This is a genomic window from Salipiger sp. ABF4_146 (assembly GCF_056161345.1).
Genome location: NZ_JBSWYX010000009.1, coordinates 215,958 through 242,352, shown reverse-complemented (window position 1 = coordinate 242,352; position 26,395 = coordinate 215,958). Strand labels below are relative to the sequence as shown.

Here is a 26,395-nt window from a genome sequence, read left to right as displayed (position 1 = left end):
CTGCCGCACCGCATCGGCCATCGACAGGCCCTGGCCATGCAGCACCTCGACCTGACGCAGCTTGGTGACAATGTCTTCCGGCTTCTCTCGCATTCCAGCCATTCCGTAGTCCTCCTGTTCGCCGAAATCCTATCGGATTTCACGCTTCGTGGGTGGACCACTTCAAAGGGGCTGGCTCATCCCGCCGACTGGGCCTCGCCGACCAACGACCCGGCCCGCCCGTTCGAACACATCTGCTTCACCGTGCCTTGGAACATGGGCGAGCAACCGGCCTGTTCGATCAACTGCGGCTTCTCCGCGAGCGGCATGCCCATCGGGCTGCAGATCGTCGCCCCGCGGTTCCGGGATGCAGAGGTCTTTGCGCTCGCCAAGGCCTACGAGGGCTGGCGCGGGCCCACGACGGGCTGGCCGCGTTTCGACAAGGTGCCAACCGAGGCCTGATTGCAGGCCAGGCCGGGGAGCGGCCCGCCTCGCCCGCGGCCGGAGGTTGCCCGCTCTCATCAGGCGCGCACCAAGATCGAGCGCAACAACATCCGCCGAAGCGAAACATCGCGTTTGTTCGACGCTCAGGACGGCTTCCTACGGTGACTGTTCTTGCGGGCATTCACGCAGCGCCGCTGCGTGAATGCAAAGTCGTATCCAGCCGGGTCAGGCCGCCTTTTCCATCAGGCCGATCATCGCGAGGCTGAGGGCACGCACGGCGGTCGGGATGCAGGCCTCGTCGAGGTCGAAGTCACTGCGGTGAAGCATGGTCTTGTGGTGCTCAAGCGCCGATCCGATGCGCAGGTGCGCCGCCGGCTTTCGGCTGGAGAATTCGGCAAAATCCTCGCTGCCCATGGAGCCCTGCGGCAGTTCGATCACCTTGTCCTCACCGAGGATCTGGCGGGTGGTTTTCAGCACCGGATCGAGAATGTCGCGGTTGTTGACCACGGGCGGCACACCGGTGTGGAACACGGGTTCGATCTCGACGCCGAACTGGGCCGCGACGCCGGCGCATTGCGCTTCGATCGCCTCGCGGATCTGGCTGCGGACGGCAGGGTCCTGGCTGCGGGTGGTGCCTTCGAGGCGCACGCTGTCGGGGATCTGGTTGCGGGCGGTGCCACCCTCGATCTTGCCGATGGATAGCACGGCGGCGGAGAGCGGCGCAACCTGGCGGCTGACAATGCTCTGCAGGCCGGTGACCAGTGCCGAGGCGGCGACGATCGGGTCCTTTGCCAGATGCGGGTGTGCGCCGTGGCCGGATTTGCCGCGGATCTCGATGTCGAAAGGATCGGTCGAGGCAAAGGCGGTCGCCGGATGCCAGCCGATTGTGCCGCCGGGGATCAGCGGCCAGTTGTGGTAGCCAAGGATGATGTCGGGCTCGCAATGCTCGAACAGCCCGTCAGAGAGCATTGCGCGTGCGCCTGTCAGGGTTTCCTCGCCGGGCTGGAAGATGAACATCGCCTTGCCGGGCAGCGTGCCGAGACGCGACAGCACACGCACCACCCCGAGCAGGATCGCGGTGTGCGCATCGTGACCGCAGGCGTGCGACTTGCCGTCCACAGTCGACACATATTCCGGCGTGCCGGTCTCGTGGATCGGCAGGGCGTCGAAGTCGCCGCGCAGCGCGATCACCGGGCCGGAGCCATCGCCCAGCGTGGCACAAAGGCCCGTCGTGCCCAAACCGCCCGTCCAGCTGATGCCGGCCTCGTCCAGCTGTTCCTGGATCATCGCCGAGGTCTTTACCTCTTCGAAGGCAAGTTCGGGGTTCTGGTGCATCCAGCGGCGGATGCCAATCAGGTCGGGCGTGATCTCGTCGGTGATCGCGTCGATCTGGGAGATGAGATTGGTGGCGTCAGTCATTGTCTTCCTCGGGCACAAGAAGGACCACCCCTTCGGCGAAAGCCGAAGGGAGGATCCATTTTCGAAAACTGGTCTTCAGGGGGGAAGAGCCGGGGTCAGTTGGCGCCGATCTCTGCGATCTGCTTGTAGACCTCTTCGCCCCAGGTTGCGGTGCCGAGCTCGTCGCGCACCGACTGGGTCGCCTCGATGAACGGCGCCTTGTCGGGGTAGGTGATGGTGACGCCGGCAGCTTCCATCTCAGAGAGGATCTTGTCCTGCTCCTGCGGCAGCATCTCGCCGATCACCTTGGTGGATTCCTCGTTCGCGCGGATGATCAGCGCCTGATCTTCCTCGCTGAGGCCCTGCCAGAAGCTTTCGGACACCGTGACATAGGCGGGCTTCACGATGTAGTCGACCATCGCGAGGCCGTCCTGCACCTCGTGGAACTTCTGTGCATAGATCGTCTCGATCGGGTTCTCCTGACCATCGACGATGCCGGTCTGCAGCGCGGTGTAGACCTCGGCGAAGGCCATCGGGGTCGGGTTGGCCCCCAGCGCGGAGAGCGACTCGACGTAGTAGTCGCGCTCCGGCGCGCGCAGCTTCAGGCCGGCAAGATCGTCGATGGTGTTGATGACCTTGTTGGCGCTGATCTGGCGCGGGCTGCGCGGCATGAAGCCGATCAGGCGCACCATACGCTCATCGACCAGGCGCGCGTTCCACTCCTGACCGAAGTCGGTGTCCAGTACGGCGGCGTAATCGTCGATGCTGTTCATCAGGTAGGGCAGGGCCAGGTACTCGATCTCTTTCATGCCCGGATCGCCGGAGGCGAGGATCTGGGTCGAGCCGAGCGCCATTTGCGAATAGACTTCCTTGGGCTTGCCGAGCTGGTCGCCGGGGAAGATCGTCACGGTGTGATCGGAATTCGCCTCGACCACCTCTTTGAACTTCTCGGCGCCCGCATAGGGCGCTTCGCCGGGCTGGGCCCATGTCGCGTAGCGGATTTCGTCGGCCTGTGCTGCGAGCGCGGTGCTTGCCAGAAGGGCGGCGGCAATGGTGAACTTTTTCATGTGTTTTACTTCCCTGTTTTCGTCATGGCCGGAACTTTCGGTTCGCTCTCGCGGAAGTGGGCGATGAAGTCATTGCAGAACGCAACGAGGTGCTCTGCGATCTTCTTGCCCTTGTCCGCCGAGGAGCGCGCGGGATCGCCGGCAACGATCCCGTCGGGGCAGCGGTCGTCAACATTGACCGGCATGCCGATTTCGATGTCCTGGAATTTCACCCCGGCGAGGCCGGCCACCGGCATCCCTGCCAGCTGGCCCGGCGTCTCGGGCAGCTTGGCGCGGTCCGGGTGGGTCAGCTCGGGGAAGTAGTGCATGTAAACGGAGGTCACCGGATCGCCGCCGTGCGAGAAGGCTTTCTTGCCGAACTCGCCGTGCAGCTCGGTCCAGAGCGCGTCGGGGATCGAACGCCACAGGTTGATGCAGGGCACAAGTAGCCCGTGCTTGTTGCGCACGTTGCGGATCACCTGGTCGATCAGCGGGTAGTTGCCGCTGTGACCGTTGAGGATGACGATGCGGGTAAACCCGTGATCGAGGAAGTTGTCGAGGATGTCCGTCAGCGTGGCGCGGAAGGCGTCTGCCGAGATCGCGATGCCGCCGGGCACGGGCGGAAATATTCTGCATAGCCGAAGGGCAGCGTCGGAGCAGCCAGCGCACCGGAGGTCTTTGCCACCTCGGCGGCGACCTCGCGGGTCAGCATGAAGTCACCCATCGGGACCATCGGCCCCTGGATCTCCTGAGAGCCGAGAGGGATCAGGATAACCGGTTTCTCCTCGGCTTTCGACCACGCGTCGAATTGCTCGAAGCTCATGTTTTCCAGAAGATTTTGGTGTTCAGTCGTCATGGTAGTCTCCGTTCGGCTCAATCGCCGAAGACGAGGTTGGGAAGGAAGAGGCTGATTTGCGGGAAGCAGACCAGGAGGATGATCGCGAGCACCAGCGGCACGTAGAAGGGCAGCATGGCACGCACCATCTGAAGGTGGCTGATCTTGGCGATGTCCTGCGCGATGAAGAGCAGCACGCCGACCGGCGGGGTCGCGCCGCCGATGATCAGCACAAAAACCATCAGCACGCCGAAATGCACCGGGTCGATGCCGAACTGCAGGATCACCGGCACGAGGATCGGCGTCAGCACGATCTCGGCGGAGGAGGCCACCATCAGCAGCCCCACGCCAAGCAGCATCAGCACGATGAGGAACAGCGCGATCAGCGGATCCTCGGAGATGGCGGAGATCGAGTTGGCGATGGCCAGCGGCACGCCCTCGCGCACCATGATCCACGAGAAGGCGGAGGCCACCGCGATGATCGACAGGATGCGCGCGGTACCGAGTGCGGTGGTGGTCACCGCGCCGAGCATGTCGCGCAGGCTGACATTCTTGTAGATGAAGCCGAGGCAGAGCGCATAGAGCACGGCGACGGCAGCGGCCTCGGTCGGAGAGAAGATCCCCAGCAAGATGCCCGACACGATGATCACCGGGAACATCAGAGCGGCAAATCCCTGGCAGAAGGCGCTGCGCACCTCTGGGAAAGACGCCCGTTCATAGCGCGGCAGGTCGGCGTAGCGTGCGTAGAAATAGGTGAACGCCATCTGGGTGCCGATGATCACCAGCCCGGGCACGATGCCGGCGAGCAGCAGCCTGCCGACGGAAACGTTGGCCAGCGTGCCGTAGATCACCAGAGACACCGAGGGCGGCACCATCGGGCCAACCATCGACGAGGCGACAGTAACGGCGGCGGAGAACGGCGCCGGGTAGCCTTCGCGCTTCATCGCCGGGATCAGCACCGAGCCCAGAGCGGTAGTGTCGGCGGTCGGCGAGCCCGACATGCCCGAGAAGATCAGCGAGGCGAAGATGTTCACCTGCGCCAGCCCGCCGTGGATATGGCCGACGCAGACCTTGGCCAGGTTGATAATCCGATCGGTCAGCTTGCAGGCGTTCATCAGCTCGCCCGCAAGGAAGAAGAACGGGATCGCCAGGATCAGGAAGGAGTCGACAGAGGACGTCATCCGCTGCGTCAGCAGCGCGAGCTTGATGCCCGAGAAGTAGAAATAGACCGCCGACGCGGAGCCGATGGCGAAAACCAGCGGAAGCCCGGTGAACAGCAGGACAAGCAGGAGAAGGATGATAAGTGTCGTAAGCATGGCCTGGCTTTACATCGCGTCGTTTTCGACGTGTGTGGTGTCGATCCGGCTGAGGCCGGGGCGGCGGTAGAAGATGCGCGCGAGAATGCCGATGATCATCAGCGCGCAGCCGATGGTGGCGGCCAGCCGGATATGGCCGACCTTCAGAGGCAGCGCCGACAGGTCCTGCATCATCTCGATATTCACGAGCGTGATGGAATGCCAGCCGAGCACAGCAAGAAAAGCCAACGAGACCACCGCGTTGAAGATCCGCAGGACGCTGCGCACGCGCGGCGGGGCCGCCTTGAGGAAGACCTCGACGTTGAGCTGGCGGCCGTCATAGCAGACCGCAGAGGCGCCTATGAAGGTGATCCAGACGATCAGCAGCCGCACGAATTCCTCGCTCCAGATCAGCGGCGCGTTGAATGCGTAGCGCATGACGATCTGCGCCAAGGTGGTGGCGACAACGACGATGAGCATGGCGGTGACGATCCAGCGCACTGGCAGGAAGAGGTCGATTGGTTCTTTTGGGGTCATAGGCGTGTCCTGTTGATCGGATGTAATCCAGCAGCCTTGAATCTTCATGTCCAATATATGAATAATATCTATTATTCTGTTTTGGAGAATAGTTCATGAAAGGCATTGAAATCCGGCACTTGCGCTACTTCATGCGGGTAGCGCAGGAGTTACACTTCGGACGTGCTGCTGAAATTCTAGGCATCAGCCAAGCCCCTCTGTCGCAGCAGGTCCGTCAGCTCGAAGAGCGCATTGGCGTCCGGCTGTTCGACAGGACGACCCGCACCGTTACTCTAACACCCGCCCGGCATGCCCTGTTCGAAAAATGCGGCGACGCTCTGCTCGGGTTCGAAGATGCGCTCGACGAGGCGCGGACGGTAGGTGGGCTCAATGCGGGCCGGCTGCGGATCGGCGCGATGTCCACCGCGGTCCATGCAGTGCTGCCTGAGGCACTGCGCCTGCTGTCGGAACGCGCCCCAGCGGTCCAGCTCGATATGACCTTCAACACCACCGAAGGGCAGCTGCCCCTGTTGGCCGACCGCAAGATCGACGTGGCTTTCATTCGTCCTCCCCGCTCGATGAGCGGGCTGCGGACGCTTGAGGTGCATCGCGAGGGCTTTGCGGCTGTTCTTCCCAAGGACTCGCCCCTGGCTACCAAACCCGATCTGAACATCGGTGATCTACGGGAAGAAAAATTCATCGGCTTCAGTGATATCCGTGGGATCGGCTATCAGGACATCGTCTTTCAATACTGCCGCGTCGCTGGCTACGCCCCGAACATCGTGCAACGGGTCAGCCATACGAAGGCCGTGTCGGTGCTGGTGGCTGCCGGGCTCGGCGTGGGCGTTTTGCCGCGCTGGGTCGAGCACGAGCCGGTAGCGGGCGTGGTCGTCCGACCTCTGCCGGATCTGCCCGAGGCGATCTCGTTGGTGGCAGCCTGGCGGGTCGATAGCCTAAACCCGTTTGTCGACGTCTTCGTGCAGTGCCTCAAAGCCGTGAACGCACCCACTACGGCGGATGACAAGTCACCGCAGAACCGAAGCGATTAAGCCCCTTTGCGGGGCCGTTCCGGCCAATTGGGATGACGGCATTCACATCGACCTGATCCTGCCTCTCGTGATCGGTTTTCATCAGCTGCGGGGGAAAATCAGCCGAATGCACGCGCAGCAACCGCGGTTCCCGGTAACGCCAAGTCCGGGGGCTCGATGCGGCACCGCGGCGATGCAGAACAGACCCTGATATTGGCCTGCTCCAATGTCAGCTAGCTTGGGACTGGAGCACACTCTGGCGGGCCCATACATGGGCCTGAAATTCATCCAGGAGCCGACAAAAAAAGCGCCACCACCTATCTAATTTCCTCGATCGACCATCGACGCGCTACACGGTCATGGGGGTCATCCTGTTCAACGCAATCATCCTAGGCATGGAAACCTCCGGAGCGGTGATGAACACGGCCGGCGACTTGATCGTTGCGCTGGATTCGGCTTGCCTTGCGATCTTCGTCGGCACGAGATCGCGCCGATATTCCCGGATCACCGTCTCGAGCGCATCTGGCGATCCTCGCCTCGGCCGCGCGTTTCCTGTCAATGGTAAGCCAGCCGCGATGCAGTCGTTCACGCCTCCCTTGAGCCCCGGGCGGCGCCCGCCGTCTTCCGCAGCAGGGCCGCCAGGCGCCCTAGAGTGGTGAGCTCGTCCCCTTGGTGTCTTCGGCATCCTCATAGGACCCGCCGCTCGAGACGTGACCCAGGGCAACAGTCTCTTTCGCCCCGGACTCAGCGAAGAACGTGATGTGACGTCGCCGGCACTGCGCGCCACCGCCCGCGATCATCTGACCGGCCAGCGGCGATGCCGGAGGCTCCGAAGCCGCCGTCCATGATTGTCCCGCCTGCAGAGAGCCGAGCTTGCAGGGTCCCGCCCTGTCTCCGCCAGCGTGTTTCGGACACTCAACATGACTCGGTCCGCTCTTCGCGACCGGTCGGCGCTAAAGCGCCGTCTTTCAAACGAAAAACCGGCTTCCGCTTTGCGGACCCTCCGGTTTTTGGTTTGATCGCATCGCGGCCCGGTCTGCTCGTTTTTCACCGAAACACTCAAACTGACGGAGACACAAAATGCGTACCTTTGCAGAATTTCAGATCATCGGCCGGGTCGGAAAAATCAAGGAGGTCGGCCCCACGCTCCGGGTGAGCATCGCCGCCGAATACGGCCGGAAAGATGATCGCGGCGACTTCCAGTCGCGCCCCTTCTGGAACGAGGTCACGATCTTCAAGGACAGCGTCATCGGATGGGCGAAAGAGAATATTGCCCCGGGTGACGTGGTCCACACCCGCGGCACCATGCGCCAGAGCGAATACACCAAGGACGGCCAGACCGTCTACGACGTCACCTTCGCCGCCAACGACTTCGACCTGCTGCGCAAGAAGGCCAGCGAGGGCTGAGGCAAACGGGCAGGGCGGCCATCGGCCGCCCTTTCCGCTTTGTCGGCCGCGCAGCCCACCCGGCGGCGTAATGCGCGCGTCCGGCACAATCCGCGGAACCTCGGTCTCCCTCGGCGCGTTCTTCTGATCTCGTCTTTTCGGGATCGCTCGTCAGGGCCTGGATCGCTTCGGTGAGCCCGCCGACACGCATCAGGCTGCGCCTGCGCCCGGAGAACCACGTGGCGCTCCTTCCCGATATCTCGGGCAGCATCGTTCCATGGGCGAGGGCGAAAGACTGGTAGCTGACGTCGCTGGTCCCGAGCTCGGCGAGCACGAACATTTAAGACCCCCGGGGAGGGTATTGCGCTGAGGTCACCCGTATCAGAAACAGCCGTTCGTGCCTTGGGCAGCGAAAGCTGACTGAGAGCCCTATGCGGAAGTGTCAGATTCCTGCTGCTACCGCTCGCAGCGGAACTTTCGCTGTGGCGTGGCGAAACCTCATGCTGCATCGCAGCGGTGGATCCGGTTGTTCGTGCGCCGCGCAGCGAAATCCTTGGGAGCAGCGACCGCATCGCGGGACAAAACCTGGATTGAATATTCAACTTCGCTGACACAGCATTGCATTGCGTGTATGTTGCGTCCTTAGTTGTAACTCAGCCCAAATCACGGAAGCGGTCATTGCCGGACGGCTTTGGAGGATTGATCCAAACCGCGCAGGCAGTTGCTTGGCACTGTAACCCAGAGTTGAAAAAACAGTCAGAAAATGATATTGATACCCGTACAGCGTGTGCCGCTGAATTTGGTGAAACATGTTTTCAAAAGTAATTATTGGCCTTTGCTTTGCAGGGTTCATTGCCATCGGCACCGGCACCTTTTGGGGAACCGCTGCGGCTGAGGAATGGCCGGAGATGCAACTAGAACTGCACTTTACCGAGGGCTTCAGCGGCGAGGATATCTCGATTCAGGTCGAGGGCAGGATCGTTGCCGAATTTTCCGCGCAAACACGATTTCAAACAGGTCTGGCTCATATTGAGGTGCTTGACCTGCCAGAAGGAGAGGAGGTGGTCGTCACCGTTAGCGAGCCGAAGACCTCAGTACACCTCGACGTTGACGCATCGCACCCTTTTGTAACGTTTGCCCTGCAGGATGGAGTGTTGATCACACGCAAAACAGATTTGAGACCGGGTTACCTCTAGGCACCGCGTTTTCGCCGACGATTTTTTGAAATTACAAAGAATTGGAGCGAGTTATGGCTGATACACCAAACGAATCCGAGAACATGGAACCGTCTCACGAGGCGATCACCTTTCCGGATGAAGAGCATCCCGACTATGTTGCCGGGACGATCTCCGAAGACAATGAAACCGAGGTCGAAGACCTCGAAGCAATTACTCCAAACCCATTGGGCCCCCTTCCAGAGCCTTTCCCCCGGCCATTACCAATACCGCGGCCCTTACCGATCCCGCAATTTTGTAGCGCCGTGAGCGGTCGATACCGGTACACCCCTGCCACGCATTCGACGCCGGTCCCTGTACCTCCACGGTTACCATCGCGGCCTATCGTTCCGCGACCCGTTCCTGGCCCGTTTTTTCCGATCAATCTATTGAGCGTCACAGTGCGGGTCGATGTTGACCGGTTTTATCCCCAACAGCGCATTTCGATAGAAGTGAGCCGCGTGTTTCCCAGATCGACGGCACATGCCATCGCGGAAGTTACGTCGGACGTCTGCACGGGCTTCAACCGGCGCACGGTGACGGCCACGATCATGTACAGGGACGGGGATGCATCGCTGATTCCGGGAACCACCGTCACGTTCAAGGCATCGCGGACGACGGGCTTCAACTATGGCAGCTATTCGTTGCAGTTGTCAGGAGGTGGTATCACTCCGCGCACATACAACCTGGCATTTGAATCCCGCTACTTCGATCCTGTGGAGTTCGAGGTGGACCGGGTGTCCAATGCAGGCACAATCGTGACGTCCTACAACACCGGATCACACCCCACCCGGCCTGCGGCTCTGCCAAGCGAAACGCTGAGCCTCGAAACGGTGTACCAACGCGCGGGGTTCGACGCGACCCGGTCGCCGGGAAGTACTACGATACCGACCACAGGGTCTGGTGCCAACGGCACATGGTCCGACGCAGAAATGCACAACGCAATGGCGACTTTCTGGTCGCGCTTTGCCAATCGTCCACAATGGGTAATGTGGGTTCTCTATGCGGCGCGTCACGATTCCGGGCGCAGTCTTGGCGGTGTAATGTTCGATGACATCGGAACACAGCATCGCCAGGGCACGGCGGTCTTCACCGACTCGTTCATTCAGGACGCGCCTACGGATGATCCAAATGCGCCTGCATGGCGGAGCCGGATGCAATTCTGGACGGCGATTCACGAGATTGGACACGCCTTCAATCTCGCCCATGCCTGGCAGAAGGCATTGGGTACACCACAGGCCCCGGGCGATCCCTGGATTCCGCTCGCCAACGCTCCCGAGTCTCGCAGCTACATGAACTATCCGTTCCGCGTCTCGGGGGGCGAATCTGCGTTCTTCAGCGACTTCCAGTTCCGCTTCTCGGATGACGAGCTGGTCTTCATGCGTCACGCTCCACGCAGATTCGTTCAAATGGGTAACTCGAACTGGTTTGTGAACCATGGCTTCGAACAGCCCGACGCGTTGAGCCAGACCGGTAACTGGGCTTTGAAGATCAGACCCAACCGCGAGTCCAACGTCTACCGGTTCCTCGAACCGGTGACGATGGAACTGAAGCTGACCAATACCGGCGACAGGACGGCGAACGTGGATCACGAGTTGCTCAAGGACGGGCGCCACATCAACGTCTACATGCAGCGAGAGGGCGGTCTCACCAAGCCTTGGCGCCCGATGATTACGCATTGCCACGAGCAAGACACAGAACAGATCGAACCCGGCAAATCCATTTTCGGCGCGCACATGATCAGCACGTCCACGGATGGTTGGCTGATCGATGAACCGGGGTTCTACAAGGTGCAGGCGGCGGTCGACTTGGGCGATGAGATCGTCGTGTCGAACGTCCTGCGCATCTATGTTGGCGCGCCGGCATCCCAGAGCGAAGAAAGCGTTGCGCCCGACTATTTCACTGAGGATGTCGGTCGGGTCCTGGCCTTTGGCGGCGCGCCGCAGATGGATACGGCCGGGAATATTCTGAAAACGGTGACTGAGACATGCAAGGACAATCCCGCAGCGAAACACGCCGAGGTCGCTCTTTCGTCACCGAATCTCCGGGACTTCAAGGTTCTGGAAACCGATGGTTCCCGGTCAGATTTGAAGATCAAGGCCGAGAATGCCAAGGTCAGCCAAGCGGCCAAGGTTCAAAGCGCAGCCTTGCTGAAAAAACCCGACGACGCCGCGGATACCTTCGGACATATTCAGTACTTCGGCCGTTTGCGTGATCTTTCCGAAGCTATGGAAGCGTCCGGCGACGAGACTGGGGCCATCAAGGTGATGGAGGAAACCGTCAAGGTCATGAAGAAGCGCAACATTCTTGCCTCAGTGATTGACAACACCGAGGCCAGGCTGAAGCGGCGCACCTGACCTATAACCTACAAAAGCGACGGGGGCGGCAGAAGCGACGCTGTGGAGCGGGCGCAAGTCGTTGTCAAAGCGCGCTCAAATTAGACCAAAGAAGTCAGGGGCTATAGCGTGACCAGCAATGAGCCGAAACTGTCCAAAACCGCCTAACGTAGTCTCTTTCGGGAGTAGGTTTTCGCCGAACCAGACATTGGCGCAAGTGCAGCGAAGTCTCGCTTTGTCCGCATCAGCGGCGCTGCGGCAAGGCGCAGCGAATGGTGGGTTTAGGCTTCCGGGTTTGGTGCGGCCTTGAACGACCGCTAACGTGATCTGCGCTGCGGCGCAGAACCCCGCTTGCTACGGCTGCGAGCAACTCCATCGTCATGCTGCATTCCCACCGGCTGGTCGCCGAATGTCCGGAAGGTCCGCATTAGACCCCTTCGTCGACAAGGTGTCGAACGTCAGCAAAGCGCAATCGGCATGGTTGTGCGAGGTGCCCGAGTTTTCATCCTCAGCGGCAGTGGGCAGCCCTGTGGATAATAACTCCCTCGGCCCTTCCTGCGTTGGCCCGGCCCTGGCCCGCCCAAAAATCAGGCATTGACCCTTGGGCGGCGCCCTACGGCCTCCATGGCCCCGTTGCCCAAGGACCTCCTGACCGTGCCCGCCCCGCCTTCGGCCGGGCATCAAGCCAGACCTTCCCACAAGTCGGCTCGCCATCCTTCGCGATATGGGTGCGCGTCCCGCTCGCCGCCTGCAAGGCCCGCCCCGTCCCCTCGGCCGGGAGCGGGCTGGAAAGCTCTGGCGGATTGATCAGAGGAGAGCCGCGCGGGGCGCGCGTCTCGCATCTGTCCAAAGGGCAGGGCAGGGGCTCGACGGGCTGGCGCCCGCTCACCCCCGCCCTGGCATGATCCTGTTTGTTTGTCCGCCCAACAGACCGGCCCCGGAAAGTCAAAAGACAAGCGCCGCCGGTGGCGTCGTCTCCGCCGGGCCGTGTCCTCGCGCTGCGCGCTGCGGGCCGCACCACCCCCGTCTCCGATCCTTTGACTGTCCGTGTCCGGCCCGTGGGTCGGGCTTCGCCCTCTCCCACTCTGTTCCGCCGAAAACATGCGTTTCCGGTCAGACAGATTGGCCGAGGCGCAGCCCATCGGCGGAAGGCGGGCTCGAGGCCCCCAACGTCTCCACCACGAAGGAGGCCACAAATGGCAAAGGCGAAGTTTGACGTTTACCAGCACGTCACCGATGAGATCATTGCGCAGATCGAGGCAGGCACACCGCCCTGGCGCAAGCCGTGGACCGGCGGCGCGGGTGGCGCGCAGATGCCGGCCCGCTTCAATGGTGAGGACTACCGCGGCATCAACGTGCTGATGCTCTGGGCGACGGCCGCCAGCAAAGGCTATGCCTCGGCCCGTTGGATGACCTATCGGCAGGCGCAAGAGCTTGGGGCGCAGGTGCGCAAGGGCGAGACGTCGGCCACGGTGGTGAAGTTCGGCACGGTCGAGCGCGAGAGTGACGACGGCGACGAGAAGAAAATCCCCTATTGCCGCGCCTACCGCGTGTTCAACTCCGACCAGATCGACGGCCTGCCGGAGGAGTTCTACACCCGCCGCGAGCCGCCGCGGGATCTCGGCACCAAAGCCGATCCGGAACTCGAGGCGTTTATTGCCCGCACTGGTGCGGCGATCCATTCGAGCCCGGAGCCGCGGGCTTACTATGACATCCGGGCGGATCGCATCCACATGCCGCCGATCGAGACGTTTCTCAGCGCGCAGGCATTTTACGGGACCCTTTTGCATGAGCTGACGCATTGGAGCGGTTCGAAAAAACGTCTCGACAGGTTCAAGAGGTTTTCCGACCGCACGGCCTACGCCTTCGAAGAACTGGTGGCGGAGATCGGCGCGTGCATGCTCGGGGTGCAGATCGGCGTGGAGCCGGAGTTTGACCAGAGTGCGAGCTATGTTGAAGGGTGGGTTGCTGCCATGAAAGGCGACACTCGCACGATCTTCCGCGCTGCGTCGGAAGCGCAGAAGGCAGTGGATTTCATCTTGGCTGAGGCCGGGTGGAGCGTCGCCGAGCAGGCCGCCTAAGACGCTTGCCACCTTGAAGCTGATGATCGGGCCTCGCTCACGCGGGGCCCGCCAAATTTCGCGGGTTGGTCTCAGCGTCTGCGCCGCCGAGTCCAACCCGCGCGGGCCGGGCCTAGTCCCGGCCCGGGGAAGATCGGGCAGGGATCGGCTCTTCAACGATCAGGCCCATCTTGAAGGCGCCGGGGTTCTCCCAGGCAATTTGTGTTTCTCCTGTGTTCCACCGAAATCTCAGTCCCAGGAAGTGTTCTTCTCCTGCGTCATCGAGGTGAAAAACTTTGGAGATCGGGAAGGCATAGAGTTTCTTCGCCAGCATGGTTCTTGTCCCAAATAGTTGAAGCCGGATAGCGCGCTATCCGGCCTGCCCGCCGGCGAGGCCGGGGGTAGCAAGGGCAGCAGAAATCGGCAGGGGTGGTGCGGCCCGCAGGCCCTCGGCCGAGGACACGGCCCTGGCTATTTCTGTTGACCGCGCGAGGGGCTGCGCCCCTTAGCCCTGTCCACGCAGTTTTGCCTGCGGGCTTCGGTTTTCATTCCGGATGGGATGCCCTAGCGTAAGAGATGTACGCTTGGTGCTCAAAAGGAGTGTTTCATGCGACGTTCATCATTCGGTGCATTCATCGTCTCTGCGCTGATGCCGCTCATTGCGCAGGCGCAGCAGGAGACCGGGACGCAGGAGGGGACCGCCTCGGACTCTGCACCGCTGGTAATCGAGGATGTGACCTGGTTTCACAGCCTCCAGCGCGGATTGCCGGTGCATGATCTCGAGGGCCCCGGCGCAACGCTACAGCTCGTCTGCGATCCCGATCGTGTCTTCGCCCCGCAGCCGAATGGGTCATTTGCTGTCAGCCTGCCGCAGGAGCGCGCGCCGGCGCGGATCGTGGTCCTGGCGCAGAGCGGCGAGCAGGCGGCTTTTGAGCTGGAAGAGGGCCGCGCCCTGCAGGCGACGGCCGATCCCGATGCGTGGTCGACGCTGGTCACCATCCTTGGGTCGAGCGCCGAATTCGCCGTGGTCAGCGCGCATGACGCGGTGACCTGGAATGCGGGCGAGGTCCTCACCGGCCCGTGTGAGTGAGTCGGCACCGCGGGCAGAAGCCCAGGGCGACGCTTATCCCGCCGCCTTCCGCTCGTAGACCGCGAGCGCGTCGAGACCGTAGAGCCGGAACAGCGCGCCGATGATCCGCGCGTCGGCGATGAGGTCGAGCGGATCGCCGATCTCCGCGCGAAGGGCGCGGACAATCTCGGGGTCCGAATAGGCATTCACGAAAAGCCCGCCGCCGCCTTCGGTCCGTGTCAGCTCCAGATGCCTCTTGAGACCCTTGCTGTCGCGCAGCGCCGCCGCGCGATCGAGATCCAGGTATCGCTTGCGCGCCTGCTTCATCAGCGCCTTTTCGAGATAGTCGACGCTGGTGCCAAGCCGGACCGCCAAAGCCTCAAGCCGCGCCATGTCAGCCGGCAGCCAGACCACGAAGCCACGCACATTTTTCTTCGCTGGAGCCCCGGCCTCTTTGGGCTCCGCGGCGCCCGAAGAGGCCGCCTTCGGCCGCGCCCGTCGCCTCGGCTCCGGCTGCGTTGCACTCGCTGATTTCTCCGTGCCCGCCGGGGCCAGATCAGGGGAGACGCCAGCGCTGGCGTCGGCGTCGGGCTTGAGCTCGATCCTTGTCTCTTGCGGTTCGGGCGTGGCACGGCCCGCGTAGCGGGCCGTGGCTCCTGCGAGCCGGCTGCTCGCCTTTGCGTGCTCGGCGGCATTTGGCAGCGCATGTGAGGTGCGCACGACGCGCGACCTCTTGCGCTTCTCTGGCTTGGGATTGTCGCTCATTCAGCCGCCTCCCTCACGTCGATGACCGCAAGGAGCTCTTCGAGCAGCGCGTCGCCCCCGGCGAGGATGTCCAGCATGGCGCCGCCCTGCAGCCGCCCGGCGGGCTGGGTGTTTGCTGCTTCGGCGGCCACGCCAAGCGGACCCCAAGCCGCGATCTCGCGCCAGTATTTCGAGTTGGGGATCACGGTCAGCGCATGCGGCATGTCCATGACCGCCTGCAAGGCGTCGCGATCGCGCGGGGTCAGACTGGCAATGTCGAGATCCCCGGTCAGCACCGAGATCATCTTGGCTGGCACTGCGGTCAGCACCGTGCGCAGCGCCGGGGTCGGGGAGTCGGGTGTGACAGTCTTGAGGATGTCCTCGAACCACTCGAGCGTCCGCTCGGCGATCGAGTAATCCGACTGCTCGGGCCGGGTGGGGATCAGCACGAGATCGGTGGCAAGGATCAGGTCTTCGGTGTCAGCGTTGGCCCCCGGGCGGGTGTCGATCAGCACGAGATCATAGCCCTCGGCTTCCATGCGGTCGTAGCTGTCGTAGATCTCATCCATGTCTGCGACCGCACCGCTGATGGTCAGCTGGTCATGGCGCCAGGCGGGTTTGTCGATCTTGCCCCAGGAGGCGCGGTTGAAGCTGGCCTCCCAGCCAAGCGCCTGGGGGTCGGTGTCGACGTCGAAGATGTGGACCTTCATGCCGCGGGCGAGGGCGGCCGAGGCGAGGATGCGGGTCAGCGTCGTCTTCCCGCTGCCGCCTTTCATCATCATGGTCGAGATGGTCTTCAAGCTCGGTCCTCCAAGTCCTGCGGTCCACACATTCAGCACGCCAGAACTCCGGCGCCCCAAGCCTCCAGCGATCAACATCGCCACGGCTCCAGCGCTCAAGCTTTCATCATCTCAATGAGTTAAAAACTCAATATTTCAATATCTGCAGCATTCCGCCGATCCAGTATTCCAGCAATCGTGCAGTCATTCATTCCTGCTCTCCTGCGTTCCAGCGACCCAGCACCTGCCGAAATTTTTTGGCCCGGAGATTGCGCGCGGAGCGCACATGGGACTGGGGGCCAAAAAATCGCACATTGGCCCTCTCCGCCAGGCGTGGGGCCCACTCTCCCCACGCCTGGCACATCGGGACAGGTGTGATCCGCGGACGGCCCCGGCGGCAGATCTCGCAGGGGCGAGATTGCCGCCTCCTGACCTGCGGCTCACCGCGCCCTGCCTGAGTGACCCTGAGGGGGTCACCGGGCGCGATACGGAGACCATGAAGGCTGACCGGTTTCCGCAAGCGGAAATCCCCCGAAGGGGCGAAAACCGGCCTTCATGGTCGGTTGGCTGGAATGGTATTGTGTTGTACATCTATAGAGCGTGTTTGAATTTTGATTGCTGCTTGAGGTTGCGATATGCCCCGCGGGCCCCGTCTCACCCACAAGGATATTGCCGAGATCAATCGCCTCCTGGGCGAGGGATTGCCCGATGCCGAGATCGCCCGGCGCAGCGGACGGTCGCGTCAGACGGTGGCGCGGGTGCGAAACCAGGCCGTCTCCTCGCACACGACGACCGACGGCGCGGTGGTCGGAACCCGGGTCAGTGTCGAGGAATACGCGGCCTTCAAGGCGCTGATGGAGGCCGAGGGGCTGACGCCGTCGGACGGCATTCGGCGCCTCATGCGGCTCGCTGTCGGGGCGCTCGATCTGCGGGTCGAGGAGATTGAGGCCCTCGCGGAGAGCCGGCGCGAGCTCGTGGCTGTGGGGCGCAATCTCAACCAGATGACCCAGCTTGCGAACTCCGGGCGGCTCAAGTGGAACGCCCGGGACGGCAAGACCGTGGCGCAGCTCGACGCGCGGGTGGGGGATTTGACCGAGGCGCTGACCAATTTCATCAACGTGGCGCGCCGGCGGACGTTGGCGGATGTGGCCTTCCCGGAGGCGGACAAATGAGGGCGGGGTCGGGGTCGCTGTCGATCGAGGAGGCCGTTCTTGGCTATCCGCTCGAGGACCTCGCGCGCCGCAGCCGGAGCGGCGGGACGGGCACGCGCGTGCCGGGCGCGGGGCATGGCAGCGTACAGGCCCGGTCCTTCCGGGCCTTTGCCGGCAACGCGCAGCGCTCGCCGCAGTCTGTGGTGAAGCGGATCCGGGCCGGGGGGTGCCATTCCAAGGAGGAGCTGACCCGCCAGCTCAACTACATCACCCGGGAAGACGCGGCACATGCCACCTGGACGAACTTCGCCGGGGTGGACCGTGATCTTCGCCCCAACACTTTGTCGCGGGCGGTGGAGGATTGGTCTTCGTCCTGGCGCGGCGCCCCCCGGCGCGGGCACACCGACCACATCATTCTGAGCTTTCCCAAGGGGACGGGCATCGAGGCGGCCGAGGCGGTGGCGCGCGAGTGGGGGCAGGCGATCTTTGCCAGCGGCGACTATGGCGATCAGTGGCGCTACGTCGCTGCGGTCCACCGCGACCCGGACCACATCCATGCGCATTTTGTCGTCGACAAGGTCGGTTGCGACTGGGGCAACTTCCTGTCGATCAGCATGAAGTCGGAGCTCAACTACGACGTGATGCGCGAGTGCCATGCCGAGCTCTCGCGGGCGCATGGCATCGACATGGTGGCCTCCAACCGGCTGTCGCGCGGGATCATCGAGAACCCGCCGCGCGAGACCGAGTACCGCGCGGCGCATGACAAGACGGGTCGGGGGGACCTGGTTCCGCCGCCGCCGATGTCGGACGCGGAGAGGGCGCATCGCCGGGCGGTGGTGCAAGACTTTGCGCGGCAATATTCCAGTCTTGGTCTGCTGGCTTCGCTCTCCGGTCCCGGAAATGCGTTCATGGAAAAGCTGTCGCAGGCGTTCTTCGCATCGGCGCAAACCCTAGAAGAAGGAGGACGTCTCATGCCCGAGGCAGACACCCTGATGCCACCGCAAACCCACGCTGCCACGCAGGACCAGAGCTTTGATCCCGTCGCGGCCATGGCGCAAGCGCGCGAGCAGTTGCTGGCCGAGGCGCGAGAGACCTGGGAGAGCATTCAGGCCATGGATGCCGGGCCGGAGCGGGTGCGGATGGAGGCGGAGTTCTCCCGCACCAGTACCGAGCTTTTGGCGGCCACCCAGGCCGATCCCTTCTTCCAGGACCACGCGATGGTGGCTGAGACGCGCGACGATGTCTTTGCGCATCTCACCCCCGCCTCGCTGCAGCACGTACGGGACGGGCTCGAGGCGGAGGACCCTCGCGTGCGGCAGATCGACAGCACGCTGGACGATCTGCGCGAGGCGCTGGTCGCCGCCTTTGCGCAGGATGCGGATCTTATGGCGCAGCTTGGCACGACGCCGGAGGAGTTGGCGGAATACGCCGCGCAAGGCGACCACTCCCTGGCGCAGGCAGCGCTGTGGCGCGGCCGGACGGAAAGCTTGGACGCGGAGGCCTCCGCGCGGCTGGCCGCGGTCTTCGAAAAGGGGCATCGGATCATCGACGGCGTGACGGTGCCGCGGGACCTTGTCGAGCAGCTGGCGCTCGACCAGCTGCTGACCGTGGACAAGCACCACCAGCTTGCCGACGTGCCCGCCATCGAGAGCCTCGTCGATCGGATGGCGGATACGCTCTCGGACGCGGAGCTCGCACAGATCCTCGAGGGCGACAGCACGCCGCTGCAGGACGAAATCCGCGATCCCGCGATTCGGGCGGCGGTCGCGGCCGACCTGAAGAACGAAGCCGATCTCGTGGTGGGCCAGGGGGAACGCGAGCGCGAGACCGTGGAGGCCTACCAGGCCATGGCGCAGGTCCGGCAGGCCGAGCTCGCGGCCGAGCATGCCGCTGAGCGTGGCTTGGACATTGAGGACGGGCACGAACTCTAAGCAGACGGGAGGATCTCTTACGATGATCCAGAATCTAGATACGGCGTGGCGCTACCCGTTCGCCGTGATTGGCGGTCTGCTGGCCGGCGGTTACATCGGCGCCATGCTCGCCACGATCTACGGCGCGCTCGTATTCCGCGAGAGCTTGAGCAGCCTCGATCCGCTCGAGCCCTGGTTCCTGCGCTGGAGTTGGCCCACGCTTCAGGCCAATCCAGACGCCCTGCAGGTCATCTTCCTCATCAACGGTTTGGTGGCGCTAAGCCTCGTTGCCGTGGGGGTCGCCGGGGTCTACCGCGGCCGGCTCACCAGCTATGACGACGCGCATTTCCAGTCGCGGCGCGAGATGCGGCGCAACAAGATGGTCAAGCCGATCTCCGAGGAGGGCTTCGTTTTCGGCAAGACCACGGGCCCGGAAAAGCAGGGGCTCTACATCTCCGCCACGCCGAACCGGTTTCCGCATTTCATCATGGTGGCCCCGTCCGGGCGCGGCAAAGGCGTGGGCTTTGTCAGACCGAACCTTCTGCATCATGGCGGCAGCGCCATCGTGCTCGACGTGAAAGGCGAGAACTTCGAGAAGACCGCGATCCATCGCCAGAAGGGTCTCGGAAATCGCATCTGGTATTTCTCGCCCTTCGATTACTTGGAGACCGAAGACGGGCCCTCGACCCGGACGCATCGCTTCAACCCGCTGGCGCGGATCGCGGCCATGTCGTCGCCGGATCAGCAGTATACCGCACTCAATATCCTGGCCGACCAATTCCTGGTTGTGCAGGGAGATGCGGCCAAAGGCTTCTATCAGGCAGGCAAGCGGCTCTTCGTCGCCTCCTGCCTCTTTGCCATCGAGCAGGGCAGGCCGAACCTCGGTTTTGCCAAGGAGATCTTCGGGGGTGGCGGCAAAACCGAGGAGACCTACCGCGAGTATGCCGAGATGACCGACATCCCCATCGTCGCGACGATCTTTTCCGAGATGGCGGGGATGAGCCAGAAAGTCACCGACAGCTACCGCTCGGTGATCAACGGTGCCGGCTTCCAGCTCTGGGACGACCCTTCGGTGGTCCGCGCGACGCTGGAGAACGACTTCGATTTGACCAGTTTCCGCCGCGAGGCGCAGACGCTCTACATCACGACGCAGTCCGAGCACCTGACCACGCTGGCGCCGCTGGTGCGACTGCTCTTCGCCGAGGGCATCGCGTCGCTGCAGCGGGCCGAGCCGAGCCCCGACGAGCCCTACACGGTCATGTTCCTGATGGACGAGTTCGACCAGCTCGGGCGCCAACCGCTCGTGGAGAACAGCATCAAGACGATCCGCTCCTTCGGGGGACGCTTCTTCATCATCACCCAGTCGATCGCCGGTCTCGACAACCCCTCGCTCTATGGCGAGGCCGGGCGCCGGGCGCTCATGGCCGGCGCCGGGGTGAAAATCTTCATGACGCCGCAGGAGGATCACACGGCGACGGTCCTGTCGGACATGCTGGGCAAACACACTGTGGTGTCGAAGACCGAAAGCCAGAGTCGCATTCGCGAGCTCGACGACAGCGCCAATATCAGCCGCCGCAGCGAGGAGCGGGCGCTGCTCTCACCGGGCAAGCTGCTGCAGTTCCCGATCGACGAGGTGCTGATCCTGCCGGAGGGCCAGTATCCCATCAAGGCGCACCGGATCACGTCCTACGAGGACCACCATTTCGGGCCGATTGAGGCGGCGCGACACGGACACGCGCTGCCGTACCCGCCGCTGACTGCCAGGCCGAAGCGCAAGGTCGCGAGCCTGGCGCAGATCACGCAGGCGGAGGAGACGGTCGAGACCTGCGAGCACTACGGCGCGCGGTTTGCCGAGATGCGGGCGCGGGCGGAGACCAGGCGGAGCAAGGACGGAGAAGGCCGGGCCGCGTCCCGCCGGCGACCCAAGCGGGCAGGTGCCACGGATTTGGCGAAGTTTGAGGATGCCGATGGTGGTCTGCCGCAGGAGGAAAGCGAGAAGGTCTAGGAAGCCTTTGCCACGGGCGGCCCATCCTCGTGTCCGCACCGCCCACCGCCGGGCCTGAAAAACGGTCCTTGGCCCTGAAAAACTGTACCTGCTGCTGGGATGTCGTGAATTTTGTCACCGGGTCCGCGAATTCGAGACCGGGAGCCCCAGCCCTCGAGCTCCGCTTCTCAGCCGATGAAGGCTGAGCCCGGTGACAGGGCTCATGGCCGCCTGCGAACACCTTCCGCATCCGCTCGGTGAGGTTTGGCGATTACTCTTCGCTCTCAGCTGCCGGGTAGGCGCTCGCTGCCACCCCTGCCGGCCTTGGCGGCACGTCGATCCAGGCTTCCCCGCTGGCCACGACGCAGGCGAGCCCGTCAGGATGCACGGCAAGGATCGTCCAGGTTCCCTTCTCAGCTGCGCGCCAGACTTCTAGCATGCGCGTTGCAGACTGAAGTCCATGCCCGACAAGCGCTTCGTCGTAGGTGCTTTCGAGCGTTCCGGTGATGGTCTCGTGGAGCCCGCAGACCATCTGCGCCGATGCTGGCGGTCCGGCGGCTGCCAGTCCAAATGTCAGGCTGAGACTTATAAGACGTTTCCACATGATCTTCTCCTTCCCTTTCCCGGGGTCGGAGAACTCAAGGGCAACGACCCCAGCTCCAAGTTGCGTCATATATATGGTGTCTGAGCACTGCGATTACACCGAAACCTGCCGAAGATTTGATTTCTCTCAACCTGAGGGGCGGACGGCAGGGCTGTTCTTGAGCGGGCGAGGACTGCGCCCATGTTGCGCTCCTCCCGCCTGAAGAAATGTCGTTGCACGGCGGGTGAGGGGGATCACAGCGCGCTACCGAGTTTGCGTCCCACATGCGCGCGTCGCGCTCGCCAGCGCCACACGCCAAAGTTGATTTCGCAGGCACTTGGGTTGCCCTAAAAGAACAGGACTTGATCCAGGCGCTCGCAGAGGTGCTGAAACCATCGGGTAGGAGCAGAGGTACGATATGACCGTGAGAATGTTGTCGGACGCCGCATTGAGACGCCGAATAGGGCGCTGCCGCGAACTCGACGAGCTTGTGTCGAACCGATACGAGCGAAATGCCACGCGATTGCATGACTTTTATCAGATGATCGCGGCCGGTGAGATCTTTGACGATCCCGACGTCGGTTGGCGGGAATGGAAGCTGGGGCGGCACGGCCACTGGTTGCAAACTATAGACGACATGAAGACGACATACCTCGGTGAGCTCAAGCGCCGTCGTTTCCGGTCATTGGATGACATGCAGCTCAGCGCGCTGTGCGCGCGCCGCGAGGGTGAAGCAACCGGACTGATGGACAACGATGCGGATCTTCTCTCATCGGCCGAGGTGGACGCTTATGCGGAGGTAAGTGATCTCGACCTTGCCATTGAACTCTCAAGGCGGGCCGATTTGTCGGCTGACGATGCGATTGCGGAATATAAAGAGCGGCTCTCGCGATCGGGGTGAGCTGCTTTGGCGCGCCGAAAGGCGGTGACGCAAGGTCTTGAGGGTGAAGGATCGGCGGATCCATGAAGCCTCGAAGGTCAGTGGCAGGCTCAAACCGTTCATATCTATGGCGTGCAGGCCCTGATATCCGGCTTGGTTGCATCGCTGGGGCACGGTGAGTAGTTTGGCGATACCAGAAACAGGTTAGGTCGGTGCGGTTGGCCCGGCCCCCGCGAACGGGTCCTTTCGCGCATCGGCGCTCCGATTGCCGCGTCCCATGGTCCAAGCGCCTGCGCATGTTGTGCAGGCGAGCTGAGAGGACATGGACATGCAGCAACAGATCTCGGTGATCACCCTTGGAGTTTCCGATCTCGAAAGATCCAGAAAGTTCTATGGCGACGGCTTTGGCTGGACCCCGGTATTCGAGAACGCGGAGATCGTCTTCTACCAGATGAACGGCCTCGTGTTCGGGACATGGTTGAAGGGATCGCTCGAAAAGGATGCCAGGGCCAGCGACCTGCCCTCCGCGGGTGCCATGTCGCTCGCCCACAATGTGCCCGAGGAAGGGGATGTGGAGAGCGTCATGAAAACGCTCGTGTCCGCGGGGGCGACTGTCCTCCGAGAGGCCGATGCGCCGCCTTACGGGGGCGTCCGAGGCTACGTCGCGGACCCCGATGGCCACATCTGGGAGATCGCGTGGAATCCAGCCTGGCCGATCGACGAAGAGGGTCACGTCGTGTTCGGCGTTTAGCGAAGCCTTGGGCTGGTGGGCGGGACATATCGCGCGGCGCGCCTTCATGCGCCGACACGTCCGAGTTCACGTCCCCGCCAGCGAACTCGGGGCGGGCGATAGCATTCGGTTGATGCTGGCCCGAAGCAATACAGCTTTCGCCAGAACTAACCCCGTCTTTTCGGTCGGGGTTAGTTCCAAAATCGATATGCTTACTTAGCGATTGCCAAGGCTTCGAGATCACCCCCAGCAGCAAGGTGTTCCTCGACCCATTTCGGCTTTCGCCCTCGGCCAGTCCACGTTTGGGCCGAGTTCTCGGGGTGTGCGTACTTGGGTGCGCCTTTCGAGCCTTTGGTGCTGCCGGCCTCCATCAATTCCGAGAGGGAATACCCGGCTTCCTTTGCAAGAGCCTCGGCGGCGGCCCGAGCCTCGGCTTTCTTGCGGGCGTCATAGTCGGCGAGAGCTTTGTTAACTTTTTTGCTCAGCGCCACCAGATCTTCTTTTGACATTGATTGTAGATCGAGTTGCGAGGTCATTGGTTTCTCCAGATTGGGATCGGCCCTATGTCGTCGGAATGAAAGCTGACTGCAAGTCGCGATAATGTGACTGTGATCGCAAAGTCTGGATTGCGCTTTATGTGAACATACGTCCTCGGCCGCTTTTAGGTTATAATAAGGCGCAAAATGGATAAACGAAACTGGATGCTTTAGAATTCGCAGGGCAAATTAATCAGCTGAAGGTGAGGGAAATATGGGGCACCTTATTCTGGACATATTGGCGCTGAAGGAAATTCCGTTTCCAAGGGTCGCTTGTTGAAGAGAAGGCCGCCGAAAATCGGGCGACGATTGTCAATCAGGCTGCGAGGCGTGACTGAGCAGGCGCATCTTCCAATGTTCAGCGAGGTGGTGGTGGCCATCTAAGAGCATCCAATGAATTTGCCGATCACGAGAGAGGCAAGAGACTGAGAAGCAGAGAAAATTGCTGCTGATCGCAAAATGGGAAGTCCAAATTTTAGCTGAATGCTGAGCAGAAAAGCAGGTGCGCCACGCGGCGACCGCCTTTGGCACCCAACCACTTCGACAATCGTGCCAGATAGCGCTCCGGGCGTCAGAAATGAGGCAGCCTGAGATCCGCGCGACCTGGACAGGCCGTCAGAACGGCAGGAGCTTCCTGAAGGACGCCAAGCGCGAGCAAAATGCGTTTTGCTTCGGGTGATCAGGATCGCTGGCTGCCTGCTTCCTTTCGGCTAAAAAGGCTAGGTCAAAAGCTCCCCATTTTTCATCCGCTTCACGGCCGCCTGACCCACAAGACTTTGTGCCCCTGTTTCCTAAGAGTTGAGAGACCATGATTCTTCGACAACTTGGGGATGAACGGACTCGACGGAATCAAATGAATCACGCAGCGTCATCGAGGTCCGTGAGTGGACGAACGTGCCCGAGGAGGCCTCGAACAAACCTCCGGAATTTCCCCGGAGCCGAGGAGGAGGGCGACACTTTAATGACATCGCTTTTCATTACCAGTTGCCCCGGTTTGGAGAATGTTTCCAATTCCGGGGCATTTGGTTCCGCCGGGATAGTAGAGTGTGTTCCGAAACTTGGGGCGCGGCTTCCGTGGTCTCGGTCAGTCCAAGGCCGTGAAGGCAGGCGGGATTGAGCTGTGGCGGAACGCGGTTGACGCGATGCCCGCGGCTCCTCACGTCAAGCCGCGGTTGGGGCTGCAAAGGCGCTAAAAGACCATTCAAGGTGCGAAGAGGAACGGGTGCAGGGCTCTTGATGCAAATACCAGCGGATTGGAAAGGGGGACGTTGAGCGCGCTTCGATCCGTGAGTGGTGGCTTATCTGAGCATCGGGGATAGGATCCGCCCAGGGGAGGCCGACGAGGCGCGCTCCTAATCATTAAAGCTAAGTCCTCAAGATCATGCAACCGCCTTGCACTTGGCTAAACAGTTATTTCCAAAACAAAATTGTTCATTCAGCACAACGTTATCGCGTGGTGAGTGAGATAATCCTCCGCGCAAGGGGCTGTCGCGGCCGTAGGCTGCACAAATCGAGCACGGTCCTGGATTGTTCTTCGAGCTTGCGGACATCAAGGAGAATGCCCGCCAGAAGGTAAGCATCCGGCGTAGGCCTTGGTCATGCTGCCCGCCGGCGCTCTGATGGCTGTCAACTCCAGGGCAGAAGGTTGGGCACGCATGATGCCGTTGTGCTGGGAAGCCGGGCGAAGACGTCGGCAAGCCAGGCTTGCGGGCCGATCTTGTTCATCTTTGCCGTGAAGAGAAGTAAAAGAAGGCTCCCCGGTTGCGCTGTGAGCGCGGATCCGTAGATGTCGTGTAGACTCGCCAGCTCCCGGAAACCAGAGCAGAGGGAGCATGCGTGTCATTGGAATGGACGTCCATGAGCGTCCGCCCAGATTACCATCCTGGAAGACGGCAAGTTGATCAATGAACAATGCCTTGATCTTGTGCAGGACAAGGTCGTCGCGTTCGGGCGAAGGCTTAGGCTCGACGACGAGGTGGTGCTGGAGGCGACCGGCAATACGGCGGCCATCGAGCGGCTGCTCCGGCCGTTCGTCAGCAGGGTCGTCATCGCTAATCCGCGGATGGTGCGGGCGATTGCCTACACTCGCGTCAAGATTGACAAGCTCGACGCCATCACGCTGGCGCGCCTCCAGGCGTCGTGCCTCCCGCCCGAAGTCTGGGCCGCCGACGAAGATACTGTTCGCCGACGCCGACAGGCCGCCGAGCGGAAGGGGGCTCCTCGATGAGACGGTCCGCCTGAAATCGCGCATCCATGCGGTCCTGCACGCCAACCTGATCCCGAAATATAAGGGTGGCTTGCTACCCGATGACCGGAACGGAGGACTTCATGTTGCGCGTCGTGGTGGAAGACCTGCTGCGCTATCAGGAGCTCGTCATGAATGTCCTGACCCAGATCTTCTCCGGGGTTGCCGACATGCGCTCCAGCTTCGCGCTGGATCAGGTCAAATATACCACCGCCCTACCGACCAGGCATTTGGACGGGCGCTGACC

25 protein-coding genes and 1 pseudogene are annotated in these 26,395 nt (G+C 62.3%); 14 read left to right on the top strand and 12 right to left on the bottom strand.

Annotated elements, in window-relative coordinates:
• Positions 1-114 precede the first annotated feature (114 nt).
• A complete protein-coding gene (locus ACXAJT_RS15045; RefSeq protein ID WP_475236510.1) occupies positions 115-441 on the top strand; it encodes an amidase family protein in 327 nt (108 codons plus the stop codon).
• A 207-nt stretch (positions 442-648) separates the two neighbouring features.
• Here ACXAJT_RS15045 and ACXAJT_RS15040 read toward each other — a convergent pair whose 3' ends face one another.
• From ACXAJT_RS15040 to ACXAJT_RS15015, 6 genes are all read right to left on the bottom strand, one after another.
• The gene (locus tag ACXAJT_RS15040) at positions 649-1,842 is read right to left on the bottom strand and encodes a M20 metallopeptidase family protein (RefSeq protein ID WP_475236494.1); all 1,194 of its coding nucleotides are present in this window, start codon (positions 1,840-1,842) and stop codon (positions 649-651) included.
• 95 nt (positions 1,843-1,937) lie between these two features.
• Positions 1,938-2,888, bottom strand: a complete 951-nt coding sequence (locus ACXAJT_RS15035; RefSeq protein WP_475236492.1) for a TRAP transporter substrate-binding protein — start codon at positions 2,886-2,888, stop codon at positions 1,938-1,940.
• 5 nt (positions 2,889-2,893) lie between these two features.
• Positions 2,894-3,484, bottom strand: a complete 591-nt coding sequence (locus tag ACXAJT_RS15030; protein WP_475236491.1) for a creatininase family protein — start codon at positions 3,482-3,484, stop codon at positions 2,894-2,896.
• Positions 3,436-3,723, bottom strand: coding sequence for a creatininase family protein (locus tag ACXAJT_RS15025; RefSeq protein ID WP_475236488.1), 288 nt, complete (start codon positions 3,721-3,723; stop codon positions 3,436-3,438). The genes ACXAJT_RS15030 and ACXAJT_RS15025 overlap by 49 nt, the downstream gene beginning before the upstream one ends.
• Positions 3,724-3,740: 17 nt before the next feature.
• Positions 3,741-5,018 (bottom strand): TRAP transporter large permease, encoded by a 1,278-nt coding sequence (locus tag ACXAJT_RS15020; protein WP_475236487.1) that lies wholly within the window; start codon positions 5,016-5,018, stop codon positions 3,741-3,743.
• Between the two features lie 9 nt (positions 5,019-5,027).
• Positions 5,028-5,534 carry a TRAP transporter small permease gene (locus ACXAJT_RS15015; RefSeq protein ID WP_475236485.1) on the bottom strand — a complete coding sequence of 169 codons (507 nt, stop codon included), beginning with the start codon at positions 5,532-5,534 and terminating at the stop codon, positions 5,028-5,030.
• A 95-nt stretch (positions 5,535-5,629) separates the two neighbouring features.
• Between ACXAJT_RS15015 and ACXAJT_RS15010 the strand changes: the two genes are divergently transcribed.
• The 5 genes from ACXAJT_RS15010 (at position 5,630) to ACXAJT_RS14990 (ending at position 13,558) form a co-directional block, all read left to right on the top strand.
• Positions 5,630-6,562, top strand: coding sequence for a LysR family transcriptional regulator (locus tag ACXAJT_RS15010; RefSeq protein WP_475236484.1), 933 nt, complete (start codon positions 5,630-5,632; stop codon positions 6,560-6,562).
• A gap of 1,059 nt (positions 6,563-7,621) precedes the next feature.
• Positions 7,622-7,948 (top strand): single-stranded DNA-binding protein, encoded by a 327-nt coding sequence (locus tag ACXAJT_RS15005; protein ID WP_089964248.1) that lies wholly within the window; start codon positions 7,622-7,624, stop codon positions 7,946-7,948.
• A 788-nt stretch (positions 7,949-8,736) separates the two neighbouring features.
• The gene (locus ACXAJT_RS15000) at positions 8,737-9,123 is read left to right on the top strand and encodes a hypothetical protein (protein ID WP_475236482.1); all 387 of its coding nucleotides are present in this window, start codon (positions 8,737-8,739) and stop codon (positions 9,121-9,123) included.
• Positions 9,124-9,176: 53 nt separating this feature from the next.
• The gene (locus ACXAJT_RS14995) at positions 9,177-11,498 is read left to right on the top strand and encodes a zinc metalloprotease (RefSeq protein ID WP_475236480.1); all 2,322 of its coding nucleotides are present in this window, start codon (positions 9,177-9,179) and stop codon (positions 11,496-11,498) included.
• Between the two features lie 1,175 nt (positions 11,499-12,673).
• Positions 12,674-13,558, top strand: a complete 885-nt coding sequence (locus tag ACXAJT_RS14990; RefSeq protein WP_475236478.1) for an ArdC family protein — start codon at positions 12,674-12,676, stop codon at positions 13,556-13,558.
• A 112-nt stretch (positions 13,559-13,670) separates the two neighbouring features.
• Here ACXAJT_RS14990 and ACXAJT_RS14985 read toward each other — a convergent pair whose 3' ends face one another.
• Complete coding sequence (locus ACXAJT_RS14985; protein ID WP_475236477.1) at positions 13,671-13,871, bottom strand: hypothetical protein; 201 nt, start codon at positions 13,869-13,871, stop codon at positions 13,671-13,673.
• 273 nt (positions 13,872-14,144) lie between these two features.
• Here ACXAJT_RS14985 and ACXAJT_RS14980 point away from each other — a divergent pair, with 273 nt between their 5' ends.
• Entirely contained in the window at positions 14,145-14,627 is a 483-nt protein-coding gene (locus tag ACXAJT_RS14980) for a hypothetical protein (RefSeq protein ID WP_475236476.1), read from the top strand.
• A 33-nt stretch (positions 14,628-14,660) separates the two neighbouring features.
• Here ACXAJT_RS14980 and ACXAJT_RS14975 read toward each other — a convergent pair whose 3' ends face one another.
• On the bottom strand, positions 14,661-15,371 hold the full coding sequence (locus tag ACXAJT_RS14975; RefSeq protein ID WP_475236474.1) for a hypothetical protein: 711 nt from the start codon (positions 15,369-15,371) through the stop codon (positions 14,661-14,663).
• Positions 15,368-16,150, bottom strand: coding sequence for a ParA family protein (locus ACXAJT_RS14970; protein ID WP_475236472.1), 783 nt, complete (start codon positions 16,148-16,150; stop codon positions 15,368-15,370). Before ACXAJT_RS14970 ends, ACXAJT_RS14975 begins: the two co-directional genes overlap by 4 nt.
• Before the next feature lie 614 nt (positions 16,151-16,764).
• Here ACXAJT_RS14970 and ACXAJT_RS14965 point away from each other — a divergent pair.
• Genes ACXAJT_RS14965 through ACXAJT_RS14955 form a run of 3 tightly spaced genes read left to right on the top strand, consistent with a single transcriptional unit; the run spans position 16,765 to position 21,195 of the window.
• Positions 16,765-17,301 (top strand): hypothetical protein, encoded by a 537-nt coding sequence (locus tag ACXAJT_RS14965; protein WP_475236470.1) that lies wholly within the window; start codon positions 16,765-16,767, stop codon positions 17,299-17,301.
• Positions 17,298-19,211, top strand: a complete 1,914-nt coding sequence (locus ACXAJT_RS14960) for a relaxase/mobilization nuclease domain-containing protein (protein WP_475236469.1) — start codon at positions 17,298-17,300, stop codon at positions 19,209-19,211. The genes ACXAJT_RS14965 and ACXAJT_RS14960 overlap by 4 nt, the downstream gene beginning before the upstream one ends.
• 22 nt (positions 19,212-19,233) lie before the next feature.
• A complete protein-coding gene (locus ACXAJT_RS14955; RefSeq protein WP_475236468.1) occupies positions 19,234-21,195 on the top strand; it encodes a type IV secretory system conjugative DNA transfer family protein in 1,962 nt (653 codons plus the stop codon).
• A 250-nt stretch (positions 21,196-21,445) separates the two neighbouring features.
• Here the strand turns inward: ACXAJT_RS14955 and ACXAJT_RS14950 are convergent, their stop codons facing one another.
• Positions 21,446-21,778, bottom strand: a complete 333-nt coding sequence (locus ACXAJT_RS14950; RefSeq protein WP_475236467.1) for a hypothetical protein — start codon at positions 21,776-21,778, stop codon at positions 21,446-21,448.
• Between the two features lie 397 nt (positions 21,779-22,175).
• Between ACXAJT_RS14950 and ACXAJT_RS14945 the strand changes: the two genes are divergently transcribed.
• Together ACXAJT_RS14945 and ACXAJT_RS14940 are read left to right on the top strand one after the other, a co-directional pair.
• A complete protein-coding gene (locus tag ACXAJT_RS14945; protein WP_475236466.1) occupies positions 22,176-22,658 on the top strand; it encodes a hypothetical protein in 483 nt (160 codons plus the stop codon).
• A 307-nt stretch (positions 22,659-22,965) separates the two neighbouring features.
• The gene (locus ACXAJT_RS14940) at positions 22,966-23,388 is read left to right on the top strand and encodes a VOC family protein (RefSeq protein WP_475236464.1); all 423 of its coding nucleotides are present in this window, start codon (positions 22,966-22,968) and stop codon (positions 23,386-23,388) included.
• A gap of 191 nt (positions 23,389-23,579) precedes the next feature.
• Here the strand turns inward: ACXAJT_RS14940 and ACXAJT_RS14935 are convergent, their stop codons facing one another.
• Entirely contained in the window at positions 23,580-23,903 is a 324-nt protein-coding gene (locus ACXAJT_RS14935) for an H-NS histone family protein (protein WP_475236463.1), read from the bottom strand.
• A gap of 1,626 nt (positions 23,904-25,529) precedes the next feature.
• Positions 25,530-25,646, bottom strand: a pseudogene (locus ACXAJT_RS14930) (transposase domain-containing protein); the annotation flags it as partial.
• Between the two features lie 154 nt (positions 25,647-25,800).
• On the opposite strand from ACXAJT_RS14930, the gene ACXAJT_RS14925 reads away from it, so the two are divergent.
• Positions 25,801-26,130, top strand: coding sequence for a hypothetical protein (locus ACXAJT_RS14925; RefSeq protein ID WP_475236462.1), 330 nt, complete (start codon positions 25,801-25,803; stop codon positions 26,128-26,130).
• A 65-nt stretch (positions 26,131-26,195) separates the two neighbouring features.
• On the top strand, positions 26,196-26,393 hold the full coding sequence (locus ACXAJT_RS14920; RefSeq protein WP_475236461.1) for an Lrp/AsnC ligand binding domain-containing protein: 198 nt from the start codon (positions 26,196-26,198) through the stop codon (positions 26,391-26,393).
• Positions 26,394-26,395 lie beyond the last annotated feature (2 nt).